We start from the raw sequence: 22487 nt of genomic DNA on the forward strand, positions 1-22487 counted from the left end.
TATTGTAACAAGAAAAGGACCTGCATTGCAAGTCCTCTTTGACTAGATAGAGTCACCATTCCAGATAGAGTTTTTCACGATAACATAGTCCACATGCTTCAAGCTGGTAATGTCGCGTCCTCCTGCATAAGAAATAGATGACTGCAAATCTTGCTCCATTTCAACCAGAGTATCTTTCAAATGTCCTTTGGCAGGGAGTAAGATTTTCTTGCCTTCTACGTTTTTATAGGCACCTTTTTGGTATTCAGATGCTGAACCGTAGTACTCTTTGAATTTCTCACCATCAACTTCAATTGTTTTACCTGGGCTTTCAATGTGCCCGGCAAAGAGCGAACCAATCATGACCATGCTAGCGCCGAAACGGATGGATTTGGCAATATCTCCGTGGGTACGAATACCACCGTCCGCAATAATTGGTTTACGGGCAGCTTTTGCGCACCAACGAAGGGCAGCCAACTGCCAACCACCTGTACCAAAACCAGTCTTAACCTTTGTAATACATACTTTACCTGGACCAATACCAACTTTTGTCGCATCCGCACCAGCATTTTCTAGTTCACGAACTGCTTCTGGAGTACCGACATTACCTGCAATAACAAATGTCTCAGGCAATTCTTTCTTGATATGTTGGATCATCTTGATAACACTTTCTGCATGGCCATGAGCAATATCAATAGTGATAAACTCAGGGGCATCAGCTTTCAAGCTAGTCACAAACTCATATTCATATTCTTTTACGCCAACAGAGATAGAAGCGATCAAACCTTGCTCGTGCATGCGTTTGATAAATGGAATGCGACCAGCTTCATCGAAACGATGCATGATGTAGAAATACCCTTCTTTGGCAAGCATTTCTGCTACATCTTCATCAATAATAGTCTGCATATTAGCTGGAACAACTGGTAATTTAAAGCTATATTTTCCAAGAGTCACTGTTGTATCTGCCTCGGAACGGCTATTGATGATACATTTATTTGGAATGAGCTGAATATCTTCGTAGTCAAAAACTGGAGTTTCGTTGAACATGCTTCTACCTCTTTTTCTTAACATTAGAACAGAAAAACAGTTTGTTTTTCGTATTTTTTCCTTATTACAAGATATAGTATAGCTTATTGTTTGTGTTTTGTCAATAAAAAAGAAACCTATCTAGACAATATTCGGATATATCACCTTTAAGGCTTGTTTATAAAATATAACATTCGTATAATTCTTTTCTGAGTTACTATTCTTATAAAATTTTAAAAAATGTTCAGAATTTACTCAAACAATTTTACATAAAAACTAAAAAAATCTTCAAAAACAGAATATTTTTTAGTCAAATTCATATAATTGTGGGAATTTTTCGCATTCAGGGTTCTTAGGATGGCAAACCTCACGACCAAAATAAATCATAGCTTGATGAGCAGGGAGCCAGAGTTCAGGAGGTAGGACTTCCATGACTCGTTTTTCTGTTTCCAGGGGTGTAGCCGATTTTTTGACAATATCGTGGTGTTTACAAATCCGTCCCACGTGGGTATCAACTGCAAAGGCTGGGATTCCGAAACCGACACTTAAAACAACATTGGCTGTTTTTCTTCCCACTCCTGCCAAAGCTTCTAATTCCTCACGAGTTTGAGGGACAATGCCATTATGCCGTTCCAATAACTGCTGGGCGCATTCTTTTAAAAATTTGGCTTTATTACGATACAAACCCAAACGAGAAATATAAGGCTCAATATCCTTTACTTCTGCTGCTGCCATGGCTTGTGGCGTTGGGAAAGCAGCGAACAAACCAGGTGTTGCCTTATTCACCGCAGCGTCTGTAGTTTGAGCAGATAAGAGCACTGCACATACCAACTCAAAGTGATTTCGAAAGTCCAAGCTAGGCTTAGCATCAGGATATAGAGCGATGATTTCTTCAATAACTTTTCTTGCACGTTTTTTTGATAATACCATGAATTCATTATAGCATGAAAACTTGGATTTATCTAAAATCTGGATTGTCATAAACCTCATTCCTCGTGATATAATAAGAAGAAAAGGGGGAATAAGTATGGACTTACAAGAACTCTGTAGAAAGGTTATTCAAGCAAGACCACGCAATAGCCATAAGGGAAGCTATGGTCGAGTCTTGCTGATTGGTGGACTGTATCCTTATGGTGGAGCGATTATCATGGCCGCACTAGCAACCGTCAACAGTGGAGCAGGCTTGGTAACTGTTGCTACTGAAAAAGACAACATACCAGCCTTACATAGTCATCTGCCTGAAGCCATGGCATTTTCATTTGACGATCAAGCCTTACTGATAAGTAGCTTAGAAAATGCTGACTTGGTATTGATTGGTCCAGGTTTGGGGGAAAATAGCAGAGCTGAACAGTTATTGGACTTTGTTTTTGAACATTTATCTGACCAGCAGATTTTAGTTCTTGACGGCTCAGCCCTTACCTTAGTCGCAAAGCAAAACAGAAAGAACTTCCCGTGTAAACAAGTCATCCTGACACCCCACCAGAAAGAATGGGAACGGTTATCAGCCATTCCGGTTGCTGACCAAACAAGCCAAAGAAATCTTGAAGCCTTGCAATCTTTTCAAGAAAATACAATCCTTGTAGCTAAAAGTTCTGCTACTCAAATCCTAAAAACCCAGCCAAACCAAGTCACTCCAACAGGAGCTGGTGGTCCCTACCAAGCAACAGGAGGTATGGGAGATACTCTTGCAGGTATGATTGCAGGATTTGCTGTACAATTTCCCCATGTTCAACTATATGAAAGAATCCTTGTGGCAACCTACCTCCACTCCTATATTGCCGACCAACTGGCTCAAGATTATTATCTTGTAAAGCCAACTGATGTCTCAAGAAACATCCAAAAGACAATGGCTTCAATTTCAAACACAAACAACCGCCTAATCAATGATTAAGCGGTTTTATTATTTAGCAAACTTGTGATAAAGCTAGTGTTGGTTATACTTCTTCCTTGTGACGTCGTTTGCTTACCAACAGAGTCCCTAGCCCAATAATGATACCAAGAACAAGATAGTATTTCGTATCATTTTCTCCAGTATTTGGTAGTTGAGTCACCTGTTTTTCTTGATTAGGGCTAGATAGACTAGCTTGCAAAGTGACTGGACGAGGTAAAGCTGGTTGAGGGTTTGGCTTCTGACCTATCGGTACATGCCCTGAATTCCCAGTATCTTTTACAGGAGGTGCCTGTACATCAACTTTTTCTGAGTCTATAGGTAGAGGCGTTACAGTGCCTTCATCTTTTTTGTCAGTGGCAGTATTTGCTGGCTCTTTGGCATCATTTGTTGAAGTAGCAACACCATCCAGTTCTGCCTGAGCGCTTGTCAGAACGGCTAGGGCTTGATCGACACTTGCTTGGCTTGCAGATTCATCAGCTAGAATCGCTTTCGCTGCTTCAACTGCCTGGTCATAAGCTTGTTTCACGTTCTCAGATGCATTGAGATACTTAGCATCTGTCGCTTTTAATACGGAAGAAACGGATACTGCGCTACGAAGGGCTGAAATATCAGTCTTTTGACCATCTAAGTTGGTTTTCGCTGCTAACAAGTCAGCCAACGCTTGGTTGACAACTGCCTGTGTTACATTCTCTTGGTTCAATACAAGTTGTGCTGAACGAATAGCTGTATCATAGGCAATTTGTTTGGTATTTTCAGCATTGTAATAAATAAAGTTTGCCTGAGTCGGTGTGTAGTTTGATACTTCAGCAATTAGTTTTTCCTTATCAGTAGCCTGACCGTTTAGCTGTTCTCTCGCCGCCACAAGACTGGCAAGTGCTGAATCTACTTGTGCCTGATTGTGTTTATTGGCATATATTGCATTGGCATCTTCTAATGCTTTAGCATAGGCAGTTTGAAGTTCTGGACTAGCATTGTAATAACGCGCTGTGTCTTCAAGTCCTGCAAGTTCAGCAATCAGTTCTTTCAAAGCAACTTTATTAATCAAGGTTAATTTCTTAACATTTGACTGGTTTGCTAGTACTGCTACGTCTAATTCTTCCAAAAATTCATAGCCTTCTGGGAGGGTTGGAAGGATAGTGTAGGTACCAACTGGTACAAATTTACCATAATCGGTCTTAGAATATTTAGCATTTGGTAGCTGAATAGTCTGGCCATCAGCAGTTACCAGTTGGATGGTTGAACCAGAAGGTAGTAATGCATCAATATCTACCAGCAAGTTGGCCTTATCTTTCAAAGTCACATAGAAATTCACCTCGGCAGTGCTATTTTCTTCCGAAATCGTCACGACTGCTTTTGTTTCACCTGCTAGGCTTGACCACTCTGTATCATATAAGAATAAATCAAAGGTGTAAGTACCAAATGGTAGCTTAAGAACGCTAGTATCGCCGGCATATCGTGGTAATTCTGCAACAATCTTGCCTGTTTCATCGGTGACTGAGTAAGAGAAAAGTATTGGTACAGGACTATTTGTATCTTTATCAAGAATATTGACAGTTACCAACCCTTTTTCATTGCCAATACTGATCAGATTCTCTACTTTTTCATAGCTGATGTTACCAGCATAATCCTCCACTGTGTAGTAGAATTTTGAAATATCTGCAAGATCAAGAGGCAATGTGAAGGAGCCATCATCGTTTTGTGCCACAAATACCTTATTATCAGAAACGGTTACATCACCATTTTCTAATAAGGAAGGAATAGTTGTCACACCGCTTGCATCTGCTACAAGATAGAATACTTGCTCACGATATAGACCTGATTCTCCTTTTTCAATGGCTGGACGAGGGTTAAATGTAAAGTTTGTTTCATCATAGGTAGCTGTGGTGATAACTGGTGATTCTCTATCGATGATAACGTCGAAAATCATAGTTTGTACTGCTGCACCTGGAACTTCAGATGAGTAGGTCAAAACGTATTGATACTTACCATCTGCTAAAGCATTTCCGTCACTATCTGTTCCATTCCATTCAGTAGGATAAATAATGCTTGATTTTGGATTTTTAGGATCACCACTATAGAAGTTTTTATTGCCTGACTGTGGTTGACTTTCCCAAAGTGGATTTGTTCGCTCAGTATCATCTGCAGCATAGACGCTTGCGACTAAATCAGTATAATTTCTCAAGAAGACACCTTTGAAAGCGAGCGAATCTTGGTTGTTATCCCCATTTGGCGAGATAGCTAAATGAGGTTTACCAGACTCATCAAGCTCTAAAACAAAGTATCCTGCTTCATTTTTAAATGTACCAAGAGTCTTGATCGCAAGGTCAGATCGTTTGTCTGTAGAATAGATTAACTCTGTACTTCCTGTAACAAGACCTGTGTAGTGATGGCTGATGTCAACAGTATTTGGCTGTGCTGTAACAGGTTCAAAGTAGAAGCCCCCCTTACCATCGGCAATAAGATTGTAAATCGGCTCTTCTAGAACGGCTAGATTTTGGAATTCCCCACGGAAACCAACGTATGGAATGCTGACAATATCACCGCCGTCGGCTACATCTGTAAATCGAACAAAACCTTCAAGATAGTAACCATTTTTCATCAATCCTGTCAATTCTTCTGCAAAGCTTGATGCATCGACATTAATTGTAACAGTTGTACTTGAATTGGCTTTCACAGTCACCTTACCGCCAGGAATCTCTGCTAATAGACGTGGAGCCAAGGTGATCAATCCGTTTTGAACAGTATCCGTTGTTAATTGTGTTGAGTAGTTTAAAGTCTTATCTTCGTTTGTAATGTTATGAAGTGTGACCGTAAAGCTGAATGTATCCTCAACATTTCCCAAGGTAATGCTGCCATACCCATCTTCGCCAGTCAAATATAAACCTGTAGAAATAGCTGCTGCAGTATCGATGATACCTGCACCTTGTTGGCGTGGGGAAGTGTAGGCCGTTGTTTCTTTGTTCACATGTGCTTTAGCAGTAGACATAAGCAAGTGTTTTACTAAGGCTTCGATTTCTTGAGGGGACTTAGTAGGGTAAGTTGCCTGTAAATACTGTTTTACTAGTACGGCTGCTCCTGCCACGTGTGGTGAAGCCATACTTGTTCCCTGCATGTTGGCATAGTCATTATCATTGATGGCTGCATAAATAGCACCACCTGGAGCAGCTAAGTCTGGTTTTAGCTCGCCATCCGCTGATAGACCCCAACTTGAAAAATCTGAAAGAAGACCTGCTTCTGGGTTAGGGCGAATATCCGTTTCGTTATTGAACGCAATCTTATATGAGTTAGCTGCCAAAGCCTCACCAAATTCCAATGGAATGAAGACAGATGGAATTGCAATAGCTGTATCATCAAGTTGCATGCTTACATTGGCTTCACCTGGACGACTATTGAAAATGACCACCCCTACTGCACCTGCAGCTGTTGCATTGGCTATTTTTTCTGAGAAAGTAATCGTTCCTCGTTTGATGAGTGCAAGCTTTCCAGTCAAATCTAGACCATCAAAATCCGAAGCTTGACCGATTCCCGCATAGACATATTCATATTCTTTCCCGATTTCAAACGGTACAGGACTTTTCTCTGGATTATCAAACGAACTCTTACCGTAATTCAAATCAGCATTGTTTTCTAAGCCAATGATATTAATTACTTTACTACCAACCGTTGTGTTATTGTAAGAAGCGACAGAAATTGCATCGCGCGCTGTTGAAGGAGCACCGACCAAGCCATAATCTGGATAATCGGCTGACGGATTAGAATGACCTGAACCAAATGTTCCATCATTACCAGCTGCAATAACAACAGAAACCCCTGCATGACGAGCAGCCTCGATTGCTGCAGTCACATTTTCATTCATGTTAACAACAGAGCCGTTAGCTCCTCCCAGACTGAGGTTGATGCTATCTGCACCTAATTTTACAGCATCTTCAATCGCCTTTACGTACAATGCTGCGCCTGTTGTAGCTTTGAGGTCTGAGAATACACGCATAAACATGACTTGCGCTTCAGGAGCTACACCATACATTAATTGTCCAGCGACTGGTTGTGTCGGATTTCCTGTGGCAATACTTGTTACGTGCATACCGTGTGAACGTTTGTCTTCTTCTTTCAAGACAGTATTCACATCAACATAATTATAACCAAATACAACCTTATCGTTAAACCATTCACCGTAGGTAATTCCTGCTGCTTCTTTAGCTGCTTCTATCTCTTTTTCTGATTTATATTTTGCAGTTGAGAGGTCTGAAATATGCAATACATCGTGGTCAACGTCAAGACCGGAATCTATGATTGCAACTACTGTTCCTTCGCCCTTGTAACCACTATCCCAAACTTTAGGTACTGTAATGATCGTATTACTATCAATGTTTTGTGGTTTCGCTTCTTCCTGATTCGCAATAGCAGTAGTCTCATCTGCTACGGAAAGCTTCTCCTCTTCTTCTACTTTTTTCTCTGAAATAACTGGAGTTTCTACAGCTGGTTGAGTTGTCTCTACTTCTGCATTTGTGATGTTTTCAAGAGCTTCTGAGCCAGGTGTTTCCTCTTCATTATCTGTAGTGGTTACATCAGTTGAGGTAGCCTCCACAGAAGTGTCAACCAACTCCTCGACTACGGGACTTTCTGAGGCTGATTCGCTGACGATTGCATCAGGAACAGTTGCTTCCACCTTAGTCTCTACAAGGCTTGTCAATTCATCTGCAGCTACCGATGGTGCACCTGCAAACAAAAAAACTGCACCCAAAAGAACAGACACAGTTCCAATCTTATACTTCCGAAGTGAGAAAGTTTCTTTCTTTTTCATAACTTTTCCTCCTAGTTTTTCTCCTTCATTATTGGCAAAACCAATAAATATATTAAAACATAAAATTATCAGCATTGCAAGTATATTCTGAAAATTCAGTTATTTCTTCAAACTATAACTAGGTATAGTTAATATTTATAACTGGAATCTGTGATACTGAATGTATTAAATGAACAGTAAAAAGCAACCACTATTTGCGGTTGCTCATACTATTCTGATTTGAAAACTAGATATGGATATTCAGACTATTTCCGATACATCTTGAATTGGAGATAGAGGTCATTATACATTCCAAGCATCTCTGGTCCAAGATTATCATAAACTTCCATCTTCTTCATCGTTTCTTCTGAAGGATAGAAAGATTCGTCGTTCTGAGTCTCCTCATCCAGCATAGCCTTGGCTGCAGGAATTGGTGTTGAGTAGCCAACATATTCTGCATTGCGAAGCGCATTTTCAGGACGAAGCATAAAACTCATAAAGGCGTAAGCTCCAGCAATATTTTTTGCTGTTTTTGGAATGACCATGTTATCGAACCAAAGGTTAGAACCTTTTGATGGTACAACATAGCGCAGATTTTCATTTCCATCTAACATTTCACTCGCCTCACCTGAGAACGAAACAGCAATTGCTGCCGCATCTTGTATCATATAACCTTTTATCTCATCAGCAACAATTGCTTTGACATTTGGAGTTAAATTATAAAGATGTTCAGCTGCCTTTTCAATCTCGGTAGGGTTGTTGGAATTGAGACTATAGCCCAGTGATTGTAGACCAAAGCCCATGACTTCACGCACACCATCAATTAACATGATATTGTCACGGTACTCCTCTGACCACAAGTCTTCCCATTCCTGAGGAGGATTTTCTACCATGGTTTCATTGTAAACAATGCCCAAGGTTCCCCAGAAATATGGAATAGAATAGTCATTATTCTTATCAAAGCTAAGGCCCATAAATCGTGGATCGATATTTTCTATCCCTTCAATCTTAGACTTATCTAGCTTGATTAACATATTTTCTTCTGTCATCTTAGAAATCATGTACTCAGATGGGATTGTCAAATCGTATGTTGTTCCACCCTGCTTAATCTTTGTGTACATGGATTCGTTGGAGTCAAAGGTCTGATAATCTACCTGAATACCTGTTTCAGCAGTGAATTCTGCGAGTAATTCTGGGTCAATATAATCACCCCAGTTATAGATGACAAGTTTATCAGTTGTCCCCTGGGTTGAATCAGCTTCTAACTTATAACTAATTCCCCATAAAACTAGGACAATAGCTATAATTCCTACAAAAAATGAATACAGTCGTTTCATTAGTTGGCCTCCTTTTCACGTGAGATGAAATAATAACCCACTACCAATAAGATAGAGAAAAGGAAAACAAGGGTTGACAGGGCATTGATTTCTAGAGAAATCCCTTGACGAGCACGTGAGTAAATCTCTACAGATAGGTTTGAGTAACCATTTCCCGTAACAAAGAATGTCACGGCAAAGTCATCCAAGGAATAAGTAAAGGCCATGAAGTAGCCTGCAATAATGGCTGGTGTTAGGTATGGCAACATGATTTCTTTCAGCATTTGTGGCTGAGTTGCCCCCAAATCATAAGCTGCTGAAATCATATCGGCATTCATTTCCTTCAAGCGTGGCAAAACCATCAATACTACGATTGGAATAGAAAAAGCAATATGACTGAGCAATACTGAGACAAAGCCAAGCTGGAAACCAATCATGGTAAAGAGAATTAGGAAACTCGCCCCAATCATGACGTCTGGAGCTACCATCAAGATATTATTGACAGACAAGAGTGCATTTTGAAAACGAGGTTTTGCCTGATAGATATAGATGGCACCGAAAGTTCCGATAATGGTCGCAATCAAAGAACTCAAGAAGGCCAACAAGAAGGTTTGAGCCAGAATCAGCATTAGTCGGCTATCACCAAGCATAGATGAAAAATGCTCCAAGGTAAAGCCTGTAAAACCGTTCATATCTCCACCTTCATTAAAGGCATAAAAAATGAGATAGAAAATCGGTAAGTAGAGAAGGAGAAAGGCAACTGTTAAGTAGATATTTGCAAATTTCTTCATTATTTCTTCCTCTCTTTCGTCATCCACATAATCAAGAGCATGGCTAAAATCAAGACCACACCTATGGTTGAACCCATTCCCCAGTTTTGTGTTGTGAGAAAGTGTTGTTCGATAGCTGTTCCCAGTGTAATGACTCGATTACCGCCAATCAAACGGGTCAACATGAAGAGGCTCAGACTTGGAATGAAGACCGCCTGTACACCAGAACGGACACCATTCATAGAAAGAGGAAAAATAACTTTTGTGAAGGTCTGCCAAGAAGTTGCCCCCAAATCACGACTGGCATTGATTAGGTTTTTATCCAAATCATCCAAGGCGTTAAAGATCGGCAAAATCATAAACGGAATCTCGATATAGGCTGCAACAGCAATAAAGGAGAAATCTGTGAAAAGAATTTGCTGAGCTCCTAGACCAATAAATTCTAGGAACTGGTTGATAGAGCCGTGTTGCCCAAAAATACCGATAAAGGCATAGGCTTTCAGCAAAAGATTGACCCAGGTTGGCAAGATAATCAACATGAGCCAGAGCTGTCTATGCTTGAGTTTGGTCAAGAAATAGGCTGTTGGGTAGGAAACCAAAAGCGTGACCAGAGTAATAATACCTGCGTAAAAAATGGAGTTAAAACTCATTCGCAGATAGGTCATATTAGGCGAGTTAAAATAGGTCTGGTAATTGGCCAAAGTGAAATTGCCATGAATATCAAAAAAAGATTTGAAGATAATCATGGCAACTGGAGCAAGTACAAAGAGAAAGACCCATAGGGCATAGGGAATTGCAAAAAGCCTAGAGGTTTTCTTCATTGCGTTCCTCCTCAATGGCGTTAATCAAGCCATCTTCTACTTCTTCCACTTCCACATATTCTTCGATACGGGCATCGAATTCTTCCTCTGTTTCATTGAGACGCATGATATGAATATCTTCTGGCTCAAAACTTAGTCCAATCACTTCTCCGACAATAGCCTTACGAGTTGAGTGAATCATCCACTCATTACCGAGGTCGTCATAGGCGATGATTTCATAGTGAACCCCTCGGAAGAGCTGAGTATCCACTTTTACCTGCAATTTGCCTTCCTCAGGTAGGGTAATCTGCAAATCTTCTGGACGGATAACGACTTCAACTTCTTCATTAGGACGCATACCGCCATCGACAGCTTCAAAGCGTTTGCCGTTAAACTCAACCAGATAGTCTTCTATCATGCGACCTGGAAGGATATTGGATTCACCGATGAAGGTAGCAACAAAATGGTTGATTGGTTCGTCGTAAATGTCCACTGGCGTCCCAGACTGAACAATTTCACCTTCATTCATGACAAAAATCCAGTCACTCATGGCCAGAGCTTCTTCTTGGTCATGGGTAACGAAGACGAAGGTAATTCCTAGACGTTGTTGCAATTCACGCAGTTCGTACTGCATTTCTGTTCTTAGTTTCAAGTCCAGGGCAGAAAGTGGTTCATCTAGCAAGACAACGCGAGGCTGGTTGATAATCGCACGTGCAATAGCAACCCGCTGGCGTTGACCACCAGACAATTTCTGAATGGAACGATTTTCATAACCAGAAAGTCGGACCATTTGTAAGGCTTCTGTCACACGGCGTTCGATTTCAGCCTTGTCAACTTTTCGTAATTTAAGAGGAAAAGCCACATTTTCAAAGACAGTCATATGTGGGAAAAGGGCATAGGACTGGAAAACAGTATGGACATCCCGTTTATTGGTCGGAACATCATTAATCCGTTGACCGTCCAGATAAATATCACCTGAACTCGCATCCAATAGACCAGCAATAATGTTCAAAATCGTTGATTTACCTGAACCAGAAGCTCCTAAAAGGGTATAAAATTTCCCCTCTTCCAATTCAAAACTAATATCCTTTAATACAGTTGTTCCACTGTCTTCAAATACTTTTGAAACGTTCTTAAATTCAATAATTGGCTTTTTCAATTCTCATAAATTCCTTCTTTTTTGTAAGAGCCTGATGGCTAGAGTGTATCAGCAGGGTCGCCGATAATACGCACCTCTCTCTCCAGAGTAATTCCTGAAGATTTTTCAACGACTTCAATCACATGGGCAATCAAATGTTCATAGTCCAATGCCGTTCCATCAGCAACATTGACCATAAAGCCAGCGTGTTTTTCAGAAACTTCGACTCCACCGATTCGATAACCTTTTAAACCCGCATCCATAATCAACTGTCCTGCGAAGTGACCAAGTGGACGTTTGAAGACTGAACCACAAGATGGATATTCCAAAGGTTGCTTGAGCTCGCGTAAATGTGTCAAACGAGCCATTTCTTGTTGAATAACCGTATGATTTCCTGGCTTGAGGGCAAATTTTGCAGACAAAACAATCGCACCGTTTTCCTGCAAGATAGAAGAACGGTAGCCAAATCGTAACTCACGATTGTCCAATGTTTCGACATAACCTGCTGGAGTCAAAATCTGCGCTGAAACTAGAATGTGTGCTACTTCACCTCCGTAAGCACCTGCATTCATATAGACAGCACCACCAACGCTTCCCGGAATACCACAAGCAAATTCAAATCCTGATAAAGAATGGAAAAGTGCGACTTTTGTCGTTTCAATCAGATTGGCACCTGCTTCCGCTTCAATGGTGTATCCTGATACAGTAACGGAGTTAAGTTTATCCATACGGATAACAAAACCACGAATACCGCCATCTCGGACAATGATATTACTTGAATTTCCTAACACTTGCCATGGAATACCTTCGCGTTTAGCAAATTCTACTATACGAACAATCTCGTAACGATTCCGCGGAAAAGCTAGATAATCAACAGCTCCTCCTACTTTTGTATAGGTATATTCTTTTAAAGGCTCATCGAATCGAATATCGATGCCTTCTAATTCAAGCCTAATTTTATCTTTCATAACCTTCTCATTTCAATTTAAGATATACAGGATTTATTATACCAAAAATTACAGGAGAAAACGAATAAAATTCAACAAAAATACTTTCACAAGCCAAATTAATTTGCCCCAATATTTTGAAATGGAGAATGGAATGCACAAAAAAAGGAGTTCCCTTCCTACCGCATATAGTTGCGATGGCGAACTCCAATAAAATAAACATTTTTAGTTTTGCAAATGATAGATTCTCACTATCTATACAATAGCAATCCCCTTGGTATCAACTTGAAGGCGGTGGACAGTTCCGTCTAGATTTAGTTCCTCTAATGCAAGAACAATAGCGTCCTCCCTATCTTTGGGCGCTAATACCATCACTGTTGGACCGGCACCTGATAAGTAGGTTGCATAGGCTCCCAACTCCTGTGCAGTTTGTTTGATTGGACAAAACTCCTTAACAAGTAGCTGACGGAACGGTTCATGGAACATGTCTGACTGAATTGCTTTCCCAGCTTTTTCCAGATCACCTGCCATCAAACTGGCAACAGCAACGTTTGCAATGGCACTAGCAGCCACTGCTTTCTTGTACCCCATCTGAGAAGGTAGTACACCTCGGCTTTCAACCGTACGCAGTGGGTAGTTTGGAATAAAGGCAACAAAACTTGCTTCTGGGAATTCTGTTACAACTGCCTGTACTTTCTTATTAACATAGCTAGAGATGACTAAATTACCAAAAATCGCTGGGGCTACATTATCAGGATGTCCTTCAATTTCTGTAGCTTTAAGCAATTTTTCATCCGCTGTCATATTCAAACCTGCTAATTGATTAGCCAATTCGATACCAGCTACGATAACGGAACTGGATGAACCCAAACCACGTGCCAAGGGAATGTCACTAATCATTCTGATACGATGCGGCTGCAATCCTTTTTCAATCTTTAAAGCTGTCTTGATCAAAAGATTGTTCTTGTCTGATGGAACATGTTCAAGATTGTGCTCAACCACCCATTCATCAGTCTCTTCAAACACTTCAATCGTTAGATATTTCGAAAGGGCAACACCTACTGAATCAAATCCTGGACCGATATTAGCTGAAGTTGCTGGAATAATAATTTTCATTGCTTATTCTCCCAGTACTTTAAAGGTATTTAAGACAGTAAAGTCTGCTTCTTTGCTCAATTTGTCTGTTACATTTTCCAACTGAGTCTTACTCATTTCATGGGTCACAATCACTAGGCGAGCTGTTTCTCCATCTGCAGCTTGTTGCAGAATTTGCTTAAAGGAAATTTCTTCAGAATTGAAGATTTCTGCTAAACGAAGCATTTTTCCATTTTTATCAGGCGCATCAATTGAGAAATAATATTCGCTCTTCACATCGCTTGGGGCTGCCAATTGAAGTGGGCGGCTATATTCATTAAAAGCTTTGCCGATAGTATTGTCTTTCAAGCGACGAACGATACGAATAATGTCAGCCATAACACTTGTTGCAGTCGGTTTTTGCCCAGCGCCCGGTCCATAGTACATAGACTGGCCGATGCCGATAGATTCGACAAATACAGCATTCATCACACCATTCACGCTTGCAAGTGGATGATTTTTCGGTAGGAAGGTTGGAGATACTTCGGCAGCAATACCAGAGGTAGTTTCTTGAATATCACCCACAAGTTTGATGACGTAGCCCAACTCTTGTGCCACTGCTACATCTTCTGGCGTGATATTTGAAATACCCTTGTGTGCTACGTGTTCAAAATCAACTGTCATACCGAAAGCAAATTGACTGAGGATAACAGCCTTGTAAGCCGCATCAATCCCCTCAACGTCATTTGTTGGGTCAGATTCTGCATAGCCAAGTTCCTGCGCTGTTTGAAGAGCTTTTTCGTAAGTCCAGCCTTCATCAACCATCTTAGTCAACATGAAGTTTGAAGTACCATTCAATACACCGAGGATACGAGTTACCTTATCAGCAGCCAAAGAGTTGACCAAGGTACGCAAGATTGGAATACCACCTGCAACTGCAGCTTCATAATAAAGCGCAAGACCTTTCTCTTCAGCCAAGGCACGCAATTCGCTACCATGAACAGCAAGTAAATCCTTATTGGCTGTTACAATATGCTTGCCTGCTTCCAAGGCACGTGTAATAAATGTTTTTGCTGGCTCAATACGTCCCATCAGCTCAACTACAATGGCGATGTTTTCGTCAGCCAAAATGTCATCAATATTTGTTACAAAATGATAGTCATGACCTGCAGCCAAGAGACGGTCTTTTTCTGCTTCATCCTTGACCAAAACCTTCGCAACTTCAATACTATCATGCGCGGCTTTCTCTATTTTTTCCTGGTTTTCTTCTAATAAAAATGGCACACCACTCGCAACGGTTCCAAATCCTAATAATCCTATCTTAACTACCATGTGCTCTCCTTTAAAATGTATTTCTCCCATTATAACAAATATTCTGACTATTTGGCAAAAAATTTGATATAATTGTTTTAATATATGATTATGGAGATAAGATAATGAAACATTCAAGAAGAGCCCGTCGAGGTCGCACGCAAAAGAAACAACTTGTGCCAATGCTACTTGGTATCGCATTATTAGTAGTGACTCTACTATCTATTTTTCTAATCTTTCTAAAACAGCCATCTAAGCAACAAAGTGATTCCAAAGCTTCAACGGTAGAGACAACAGCCAGTTCGAGTGTTATGACTTCAGAAAGTAGTGAAGTACAAACAGAAATCATTTGGGAACAACAAACTGAACCTATCAAACTTCCAATCCTCATGTACCATGCCATTCACGTAATGGCTCCCGAGGAAGAAGCTAATGCGAATCTTATCGTAGATCCAACGACTTTCGAAAGTCATCTAAAAGCATTGCAAGATGCAGGTTACTATACTTTATCACCTGAAGAGGCTTATAAGGTATTGACAGAAAATGTCCTTCCTGCTGGCAAAAAGGTTGTCTGGCTAACCTTTGACGATAGCCTCTGGGATTTTTATAGTTATGCCTACCCATTGCTTAAGCAATATCAAATGAAGGCAACCAACAATGTCATTACAGGGTTTACTGAATATGGACAAGCAGGGCATCTTACTCTTGATCAAATCAAGGAAATGCAGACCGCAGGGCTCTCCTTCCAAGGGCATACCGTCAACCATCCTGATTTAGAGTATAGTTCTATCGAGGATCAAACAAATGAACTTACATCCTCTAAAGCCTATCTTGACAGCCAATTAAATCAGGAAACCATCGCTATCGCCTACCCTGGTGGACGATACTCAGCAGATACCGTGGCATTGACAGAACAAGCTGGCTACAAACTTGGTGTGACTACTAACAACGGCTTGGCTTCTGCTAGTGACGGATTACTGACTCTCAATCGTGTCCGCATCCTCCCAACCACTACCGCTGAGGGACTATTATCAGAAATTTCCTATTAATTTTCACAAACATGTATATGAGAAAACTCCCTGTCACTGACAAGGGAGTTCGTTTTTTATTTGGATTCACTAAACTGACTTTGATAAAGATTATAATAGAAACCTTTATCTGCCAAAAGACTTTCATGGTTACCTTGTTCGATAATCTGTCCATCTTTCAAGACCAAAATCTTATCAGCTTCCTGAATGGTAGATAAGCGATGAGCTATGACAAAACTTGTTCGTCCCTTCATTAATCGTTTCATAGCTTTTTGAATCAAGAGTTCCAAACGAGTATCAACTGAAGAAGTCGCTTCGTCAAGAATCAGAATAGCAGGATCTGCCAACAAGGCACGTGCAATGGTCAAAAGCTGTTTCTGACCTTGGGAAATATTGCTGGATTCCTGGTTCATTTCCATATTATAACCGCCAGGCAGGGTACGGATAAAGTGGTCAACGTTGGCAGCTTTGGCAGCCTCCACAATTTCCTCATCCGTCGCATCCAGACGCCCAAAACGCAGGTTTTCCTTAATCGTCCCTTCGTAGAGCCAAGCATCCTGCAAGACCATACCAAATTGACTACGGTAGGATTGACGAGAAATATTCCGAATATCCTGACCATCCACCTTGATAGCACCGGATGTGACATCATAGAAACGCATGAGTAAGTTGATGAGGGTTGTCTTACCAGCCCCTGTTGGTCCAACGATAGCCACCATTTCACCTGGCTTAACATCAAGATTAAAGTTACGGATAAGCGGTTTGTCTTCTGAATAGCCGAATTCGACCTGTTCAAAGCTGACTTGTCCGGTCAGACTAGCTGTCAACTCTAGCGCATTGGCGTCTTCTTCGTCAAGCTCATCTAAGACTGAAAAGATGCGTTCAAGGGAAGATTTGGCAGACTGCAACTGTGGTGCCAATTGGGTCAAAGTTTGGACTGGCTGAGAAATCTGCCAGACGTATTGGACGAAGGCCTGCATATTACCAACTGTCAATGTACCTGCAAGAACTTTCAGACCAGCAAGTAAGGCCACGACTACATAGGCAATGTTCGATAAGCCGTGTACCAGGGGCATGAGCAAGCCTGACATAAAACTAGCCTTGAAACCAACTTCCTGCAAATCTGCGGTAATCTGGCGAAATTCTTCTGTAGAAATTTCTTCACGGCCGTAGAGTTTGAGAACGTTAAAACCTGTCAGATTTTCTTGGACAAAGCCGTTCAATCGACCTAGGGCATCAGCCTGTTGCTTGAAATAAGGCTGGGATTTGCCCATGACAAACTTGGAACCAAAATAGGTCACTGGAACCAAGGTTACGACTACAAGTGCTAGGGATACATCCAACCAGAAACACATGAAAATGGCTAGAGAGAGAGTCAGAACGGCATTGACTAGCTGGAGGAAACTTTGTTGTAGGGCGTTTGAAACAGTCTCCACATCGCTTGTAAAACGCCCGAGTAAATCACCATATTGGTGCTTGTCAAAATAGGAAACGGGAATTTTGTTAATCTTGTGACTCAAATCCTGCCGCAGTTCCTTGGTTGCTCCCTGTACCGCCTTAGTCATGAAATAGGTAGAACCATAGGCGCCGATTTCATACATAAGGGCACGGAGGGCATATAGCGCAAGCATGATAGCAATGTAGGAATAGTTAATCTGCGCTCCGTCTACTCCATTTGCCATGTCTAACAGATTCTTGGTCAATTCTGTGATGATAAGCCCCAATACAAAGGGTTCCAAGGCATTCATAACTGCACTGATGGTCTTTAGAAAAACAGCTAAAAATACAGAAGATTTGTAACGACGCAAATAGTCCCAAACACGGGTAAATACTGATCTATTCTTCATAATTCCTCCTATTCTTCTGTTAACGATTGACGGTTAAGTTGAGAGTTGGCAATTTCTCGGTAAATCTCATTGCTTTCCATCAATTCATTGTGGGTGCCACGGCCGACAATTTCACCTTCGTTCAGCACGATAATCTGGTCAGCATCCATAATGGTTCCGACACGTTGGGCAACAATCAGCACTGTCGCATTTTCCGTCACTTCCTTCAAACGACTCCGCAAAATTGCATCCGTCTTATAATCCAACGCTGAGAAAGAATCATCAAAAATATAAATATCGGGCTGTTTGACAATAGCACGTGCAATGGACAAACGTTGCTTTTGCCCGCCTGACAGGTTGCTTCCGCCCTCAGCTAGATGGGTGTCGAATTTTTCTTCCTTACTCTCGATAAACTCCTTAGCCTGAGCCACATCCGTCGCATCATGAAGTTCTGTAAGACTAGCATCCATCTTACCGTACTTTAAGTTTTCCGCGATAGTTCCGGTAAATAGCAGAGCTTTCTGCGGAATAAAGCCAATCTTGCTGCGGAGTGCCTTTAGATTGTAGCGTCTGACATCCACACCGTCCACCAAGATACGACCAAGTGTCACATCATAGAAACGTGGAATCAAGTTGACCAAGGAAGACTTACCAGAACCTGTTGAACCAATAAAGGCAATCGTTTCACCAGGCTTAGCTTTGAAGGAAATATTATGCAGCACAGGCGATTCCGTTTCACCAGGGTAGGCAAAGATTACATTTTCAAATTCCAAATAACCACGAGTATCTGTTTCAGTTATGCCGTCTTCATTCTTAGAAATGGAAATGGGCATGTCCAAGACTTCCTGAATCCGTTGGCTCGATACGGACATACGTGGATACATGTTAAACAAGTTAGCAAAGAGCAAGAATGAGAACAGCGCGTGGAAACTATATTCGATAAAGGCTACCAAATCACCGATTTGCAGACTGCCTGTTTGCAAAGGAGCCAATGCGAACCAGACAATGGCTACAATCATAGCAATGATAATCTGGACAAAGAGAGGCTCTGTCAATCCAGTCAGATTAAAGAGCTTTTTGGAAATATCGGTATATTCCTCATTGACCGACTCAAAGCGCTCCTCTTGAAACTCCTCACGAGTAAAGGCACGAATGACACGCAAGCCCATGAGATTTTCGCGAACATATTGGTTAATGGTGTCCAATCGTTTCTGTTGTTTTTCAGAAAGAGGACGAGTTTTAGTAGCTACATAAAAAATGACGAAAACCAGAAAGGGCATGGCTACTGCTACTGTCCAGGCTAAGCTCGGACTGGTTACCAAGGTCATGATGACAGAAGCAATCATCATCAAGGGTGTAATAATACCTAGTTTCAAGACCATTTCAGAGAATTGCATGAGAACAAAAGCATCATTTGTCATACGAGCAACTAGAGAAGAAACACCAATCTGCTCATATTCGTGATGAGAATAGTCCTGAATTTTCTCATACAGATCATTTCGAATATCTTTGACGATATTTGTAGTCAATTTTCCAGCTGCATAGGCAAGTGTCACTCGACCAACAATACCGAGTAGGACAATCAATCCCATCATCCCCGCCCAGAAATAGAGCTGACTAACATCGTTCTTTGTAATTCCTTGGTCAATCATCCTAGCCAAAAAAGTTGGCAAGCCCAAGTTTACCACTACAAATAAGAAGGCCCCCAACAAGTCTAAGGCAATCCACTTAGGATATTTTTTCAAATAGGTCCAAATCAGATTCATCATTTCTTCCTTTCTATATGTTAAAAAGGGGCTAGGCCCCTTTGTCAACGTTAAAAGCCACCAAACGGTGACTTTCTATTCTTTCTCGTCGATCACTAAACGAACTTTTTTATCACTTGTTGGAACAGAATAGACAATCGTTCTGATTGCAGAAATTGTGCGTCCTTTTCTACCAATGATACGTCCAATATCAGATTGATCCAAATCCAAATGATATTCCAAGAATTCAGGTGTATCAACAATTTTTATTGTCAAGCTATCAGGCTGTGAAATCAAAGGTTTCACAATCGCAATAATGAGATTTTCAATCATGTCCATAAGTGTTCTCGCTTACTGTTCTTACTTAGAGAATTTTTGTTCGTGGAATTTCTTCAATACGCCAGCGTTTGAAAGAAGGCTACGAACTGTATCAGATGGTTGTGCACCTTTTGCCAACCACTCAAGTACACGCTCTTCTTTAAGAGTTACTGAGTTTTCAGCCAAAAGTGGGTTGTAAGTACCAACAGTTTCGATGAAACGACCATCACGTGGTGCACGTGAGTCTGCAACGTTGATACGGTAGAAAGGTTTCTTTTTAGAACCCATACGAGTCAAACGGATTTTTACTGCCATTTTTAAATGTTCTCTTTTCTTTGTATTTTTATTCGGTGAAATAGCAGAGCTATTTAGCACATGTTCTATTATACCACACTTTAACAGGGTGTCAAGAAAAAAACTTGACAGGTTTTAAAAAATTTTATTGTTCGAGCATATCTGCTAGTTCTCTCAGTTGACTTGCTAGATTTGTACGGTCAAACAGTAAATTATAGACTCCATCTTCACTCAATACTCCGCAAGGAATACCATTGAAATAACCCTTATTAGATAAATCAAGATCTTCCATATAGGTCTGGCTCTGGTAATAATCTAATAACTGTAAATAAGTCGATTGTTCCTGGTTGAGTTGTGACAGACTATCGGAAAGGGACTGGTTCAGCTCTAGCTGTCTGTTAAATATTTTTTCCATTTCCTCTACACGTTTTCTTGCTTCCATAATATTTTTCATCAATGTGTACTGCCACCACCCTTTTTAATATCCTCTTTATCCCTATATTCAACAATCGCTCCTATAGCTACTTCAACTCCTCTTACAATATCGTTCAAAGACATGGAAGCTAGTCCTGGCTTGTCTACAACCTGCTCTGGCAAGAAGGGAATATGGAGAAAGCCTGCCTTAGTCTTTGGAAATTGTTTCTCCGCCAAGTAAAGAGCTTGATACATGAGATGATTGCAGACAAAGGTCCCAGCAGTATTAGAAACAGAAGCTGGAAGCCCAATCCTATGAATAGCTTCAACCATTGCTTTGATGGGTAAGGTGGAGAAATAAGCAGGCTGACCATCTTCTCGAATCGTTCTATCAATCGGCTGTTGCCCTTCATTGTCTGGAATGCGTGCATCATCTTGGTTAATGGCTATACGCTCAGGAGTTAAATCAACTCGCCCACCAGCCTGACCAATACATAGTACCGCATCAGGTAAATGTTCTGCCATTTTCTCCTCTAAAACATCCGCAGCCTTGTCAAAAACAGTCGGAATCTCTACAAGAATAATCTCTGCACCAGCAATGGTCTTAGGTAGAGATTTGATTGTTTCCAAGGCTGGGTTAATAGGCTCGCCACCAAAGGGATCAAAGCCTGTTACGATGATTTTCATACTTCCTCCTCCAAAATAATTTCTCCGTAGTGAAATTTTTGATTGGGTCTGACATGACGTTTAAAGCCAAATTCTTCAAAGACCTGATCTCGAAAATGAGCCTTTATAATCAATTTCTTCCTAGCTACTCGTTTAGCCTCAGATACAATTTCCTCCGTTAAACGGCTTCTGTCAGCCAAACCAGACAAGCCAGAAAGATTTTGTGATTCCTTGATTTCTTCTGAAAACATGGGATCAAAGTAAATGACATCAACAGACTTATCTATTTGCTCTTTCAAATAAGTCAAACTATCTGTCCAAATTGTCTGGATAGATTTCATGGCTCGATTGACCTCTTGCAGCCCACTATCAAAATCCTGTAAACCCCGACTCACAATAAAGTGCACTAGCTTAGAACTTTCCAAGGCTGTCACCCGATGACCAGCACTCGCTAACACTATGCTATCAGATCCCAAGCCCATAGTACAGTCTATTATTGATTGTTTTTCTTTTCCAAGTAATTCTAAAATCGGATCTCTTCCAGACTTAATCCGCAACATGGCAGTATCTGGATGGAAAAAGAGTTTTCTCCCTTCTTTTTGCTCAAAAACCAATCGATCCTTATAAACCACCAAAACCGCATCCGCCTGCTTGAGTAAGACCTTCACGGCTTGCTTCCGCCGCTCACAGTAAACAATCCCTAAATCTTCAGCTAGCCGTTTGGCCTTCTGAACCAAGTGCCCATCCATTCCCAAACTTGTTGTTACGATTACTTTCATATTAAATATTATAACAGAAAAAGCGTGACTTCTTACGAAGTCACACTTAAATCTCTTTGTGAATCAAGACTTAGGATTGTAGAAATTGGCGAATGGCTTCCTGATCAGCTTCACTAACCGGACGCCATCCTTTTGCCAAGGCTTCCTTGATATAGATTCGATTGTAGAGATAGCCCCACAAAATCCCAAAGCCAGTATTAATAAAAGGAATATCAAAGCGACGATCAATTAACAAGGCAAATAAGAATGCTACCAAAATAATCGCAAACCATTTTAAATCACCTCGAATCAGCGGTACAAAAAACTTGAAGAAAAAGGTTGTCCATGAAAAACCAGCCTTCACTTCCTTTACATTCCCAAACTCATCCACTAAATGAACCTTCAT

The 22487-nt window shown here is 40.9% G+C and carries 20 protein-coding genes; 2 read left to right on the plus strand and 18 right to left on the minus strand.

Translation table 11 applies throughout. The features are described from left to right. Positions 1–42: 42 nt before the first annotated feature. Entirely contained in the window at positions 43–1026 is a 984-nt protein-coding gene (gene guaC / locus ODU41_RS05110; RefSeq protein ID WP_014637970.1) for a GMP reductase, read from the minus strand. A 285-nt stretch (positions 1027–1311) separates the two neighbouring features. Then, the gene (gene nth, locus ODU41_RS05115; RefSeq protein WP_024384233.1) at positions 1312–1935 is read right to left on the minus strand and encodes an endonuclease III; all 624 of its coding nucleotides are present in this window, start codon (positions 1933–1935) and stop codon (positions 1312–1314) included. A gap of 97 nt (positions 1936–2032) precedes the next feature. Between nth and ODU41_RS05120 the strand changes: the two genes are divergently transcribed. Beyond that, positions 2033–2896, plus strand: coding sequence for an NAD(P)H-hydrate dehydratase (locus ODU41_RS05120; RefSeq protein ID WP_340417919.1), 864 nt, complete (start codon positions 2033–2035; stop codon positions 2894–2896). Between the two features lie 43 nt (positions 2897–2939). Here the strand turns inward: ODU41_RS05120 and ODU41_RS05125 are convergent, their stop codons facing one another. The 8 genes from ODU41_RS05125 to ODU41_RS05160 all read right to left on the minus strand — a co-directional run bounded on the left by ODU41_RS05125 (position 2940) and on the right by ODU41_RS05160 (position 15053). Continuing rightward, the gene (locus tag ODU41_RS05125; protein WP_395379392.1) at positions 2940–7697 is read right to left on the minus strand and encodes a S8 family serine peptidase; all 4758 of its coding nucleotides are present in this window, start codon (positions 7695–7697) and stop codon (positions 2940–2942) included. Between the two features lie 245 nt (positions 7698–7942). Further along, positions 7943–9013, minus strand: coding sequence for an ABC transporter substrate-binding protein (locus tag ODU41_RS05130; protein WP_318797556.1), 1071 nt, complete (start codon positions 9011–9013; stop codon positions 7943–7945). Continuing rightward, positions 9013–9783, minus strand: coding sequence for an ABC transporter permease (locus ODU41_RS05135; RefSeq protein WP_002938656.1), 771 nt, complete (start codon positions 9781–9783; stop codon positions 9013–9015). Before ODU41_RS05135 ends, ODU41_RS05130 begins: the two co-directional genes overlap by 1 nt. Continuing rightward, positions 9783–10583, minus strand: coding sequence for an ABC transporter permease (locus tag ODU41_RS05140; protein ID WP_340417920.1), 801 nt, complete (start codon positions 10581–10583; stop codon positions 9783–9785). The genes ODU41_RS05135 and ODU41_RS05140 overlap by 1 nt, the downstream gene beginning before the upstream one ends. Continuing rightward, a complete protein-coding gene (locus ODU41_RS05145; protein ID WP_014637974.1) occupies positions 10567–11721 on the minus strand; it encodes an ABC transporter ATP-binding protein in 1155 nt (384 codons plus the stop codon). The genes ODU41_RS05140 and ODU41_RS05145 overlap by 17 nt, the downstream gene beginning before the upstream one ends. Positions 11722–11759: 38 nt before the next feature. Continuing rightward, positions 11760–12668 (minus strand): UDP-N-acetylmuramate dehydrogenase, encoded by a 909-nt coding sequence (murB, locus tag ODU41_RS05150; protein WP_029171811.1) that lies wholly within the window; start codon positions 12666–12668, stop codon positions 11760–11762. Between the two features lie 234 nt (positions 12669–12902). Continuing rightward, positions 12903–13763: a homoserine kinase gene (gene thrB / locus ODU41_RS05155; protein WP_340417921.1), complete on the minus strand. Its 861-nt coding sequence runs from the start codon at positions 13761–13763 to the stop codon at positions 12903–12905. Positions 13764–13766: 3 nt separating this feature from the next. Then, on the minus strand, positions 13767–15053 hold the full coding sequence (locus tag ODU41_RS05160) for a homoserine dehydrogenase (protein ID WP_318804836.1): 1287 nt from the start codon (positions 15051–15053) through the stop codon (positions 13767–13769). Between the two features lie 104 nt (positions 15054–15157). Between ODU41_RS05160 and ODU41_RS05165 the strand changes: the two genes are divergently transcribed. Beyond that, positions 15158–16081, plus strand: coding sequence for a polysaccharide deacetylase family protein (locus ODU41_RS05165; RefSeq protein ID WP_074391156.1), 924 nt, complete (start codon positions 15158–15160; stop codon positions 16079–16081). A gap of 56 nt (positions 16082–16137) precedes the next feature. On the opposite strand, the gene ODU41_RS05170 is transcribed toward ODU41_RS05165, so the two are convergent. From ODU41_RS05170 to ODU41_RS05205, 8 genes are all read right to left on the minus strand, one after another. Further along, a complete protein-coding gene (locus tag ODU41_RS05170; protein ID WP_044766617.1) occupies positions 16138–17907 on the minus strand; it encodes an ABC transporter ATP-binding protein in 1770 nt (589 codons plus the stop codon). A gap of 8 nt (positions 17908–17915) precedes the next feature. After that, positions 17916–19652: an ABC transporter ATP-binding protein gene (locus ODU41_RS05175; protein ID WP_340417922.1), complete on the minus strand. Its 1737-nt coding sequence runs from the start codon at positions 19650–19652 to the stop codon at positions 17916–17918. A gap of 75 nt (positions 19653–19727) precedes the next feature. Next, positions 19728–19970 (minus strand): KH domain-containing protein, encoded by a 243-nt coding sequence (locus ODU41_RS05180; protein ID WP_012028079.1) that lies wholly within the window; start codon positions 19968–19970, stop codon positions 19728–19730. Positions 19971–19991: 21 nt separating this feature from the next. After that, on the minus strand, positions 19992–20264 hold the full coding sequence (rpsP, locus tag ODU41_RS05185) for a 30S ribosomal protein S16 (protein ID WP_002940682.1): 273 nt from the start codon (positions 20262–20264) through the stop codon (positions 19992–19994). 124 nt (positions 20265–20388) lie between these two features. After that, on the minus strand, positions 20389–20697 hold the full coding sequence (locus tag ODU41_RS05190) for a DUF4298 domain-containing protein (RefSeq protein ID WP_015646885.1): 309 nt from the start codon (positions 20695–20697) through the stop codon (positions 20389–20391). Continuing rightward, on the minus strand, positions 20697–21344 hold the full coding sequence (pcp, locus tag ODU41_RS05195) for a pyroglutamyl-peptidase I (protein WP_002940685.1): 648 nt from the start codon (positions 21342–21344) through the stop codon (positions 20697–20699). Before pcp ends, ODU41_RS05190 begins: the two co-directional genes overlap by 1 nt. Beyond that, positions 21341–22102: a class I SAM-dependent methyltransferase gene (locus ODU41_RS05200; RefSeq protein ID WP_044761281.1), complete on the minus strand. Its 762-nt coding sequence runs from the start codon at positions 22100–22102 to the stop codon at positions 21341–21343. Before ODU41_RS05200 ends, pcp begins: the two co-directional genes overlap by 4 nt. A 70-nt stretch (positions 22103–22172) precedes the next feature. Continuing rightward, a complete protein-coding gene (locus ODU41_RS05205) occupies positions 22173–22487 on the minus strand; it encodes a hypothetical protein (protein WP_044667780.1) in 315 nt (104 codons plus the stop codon).

Source organism: Streptococcus sp. 2022WUSS083, from assembly GCF_044427155.1.
Taxonomy (GTDB): domain Bacteria; phylum Bacillota; class Bacilli; order Lactobacillales; family Streptococcaceae; genus Streptococcus; species Streptococcus hashimotonensis.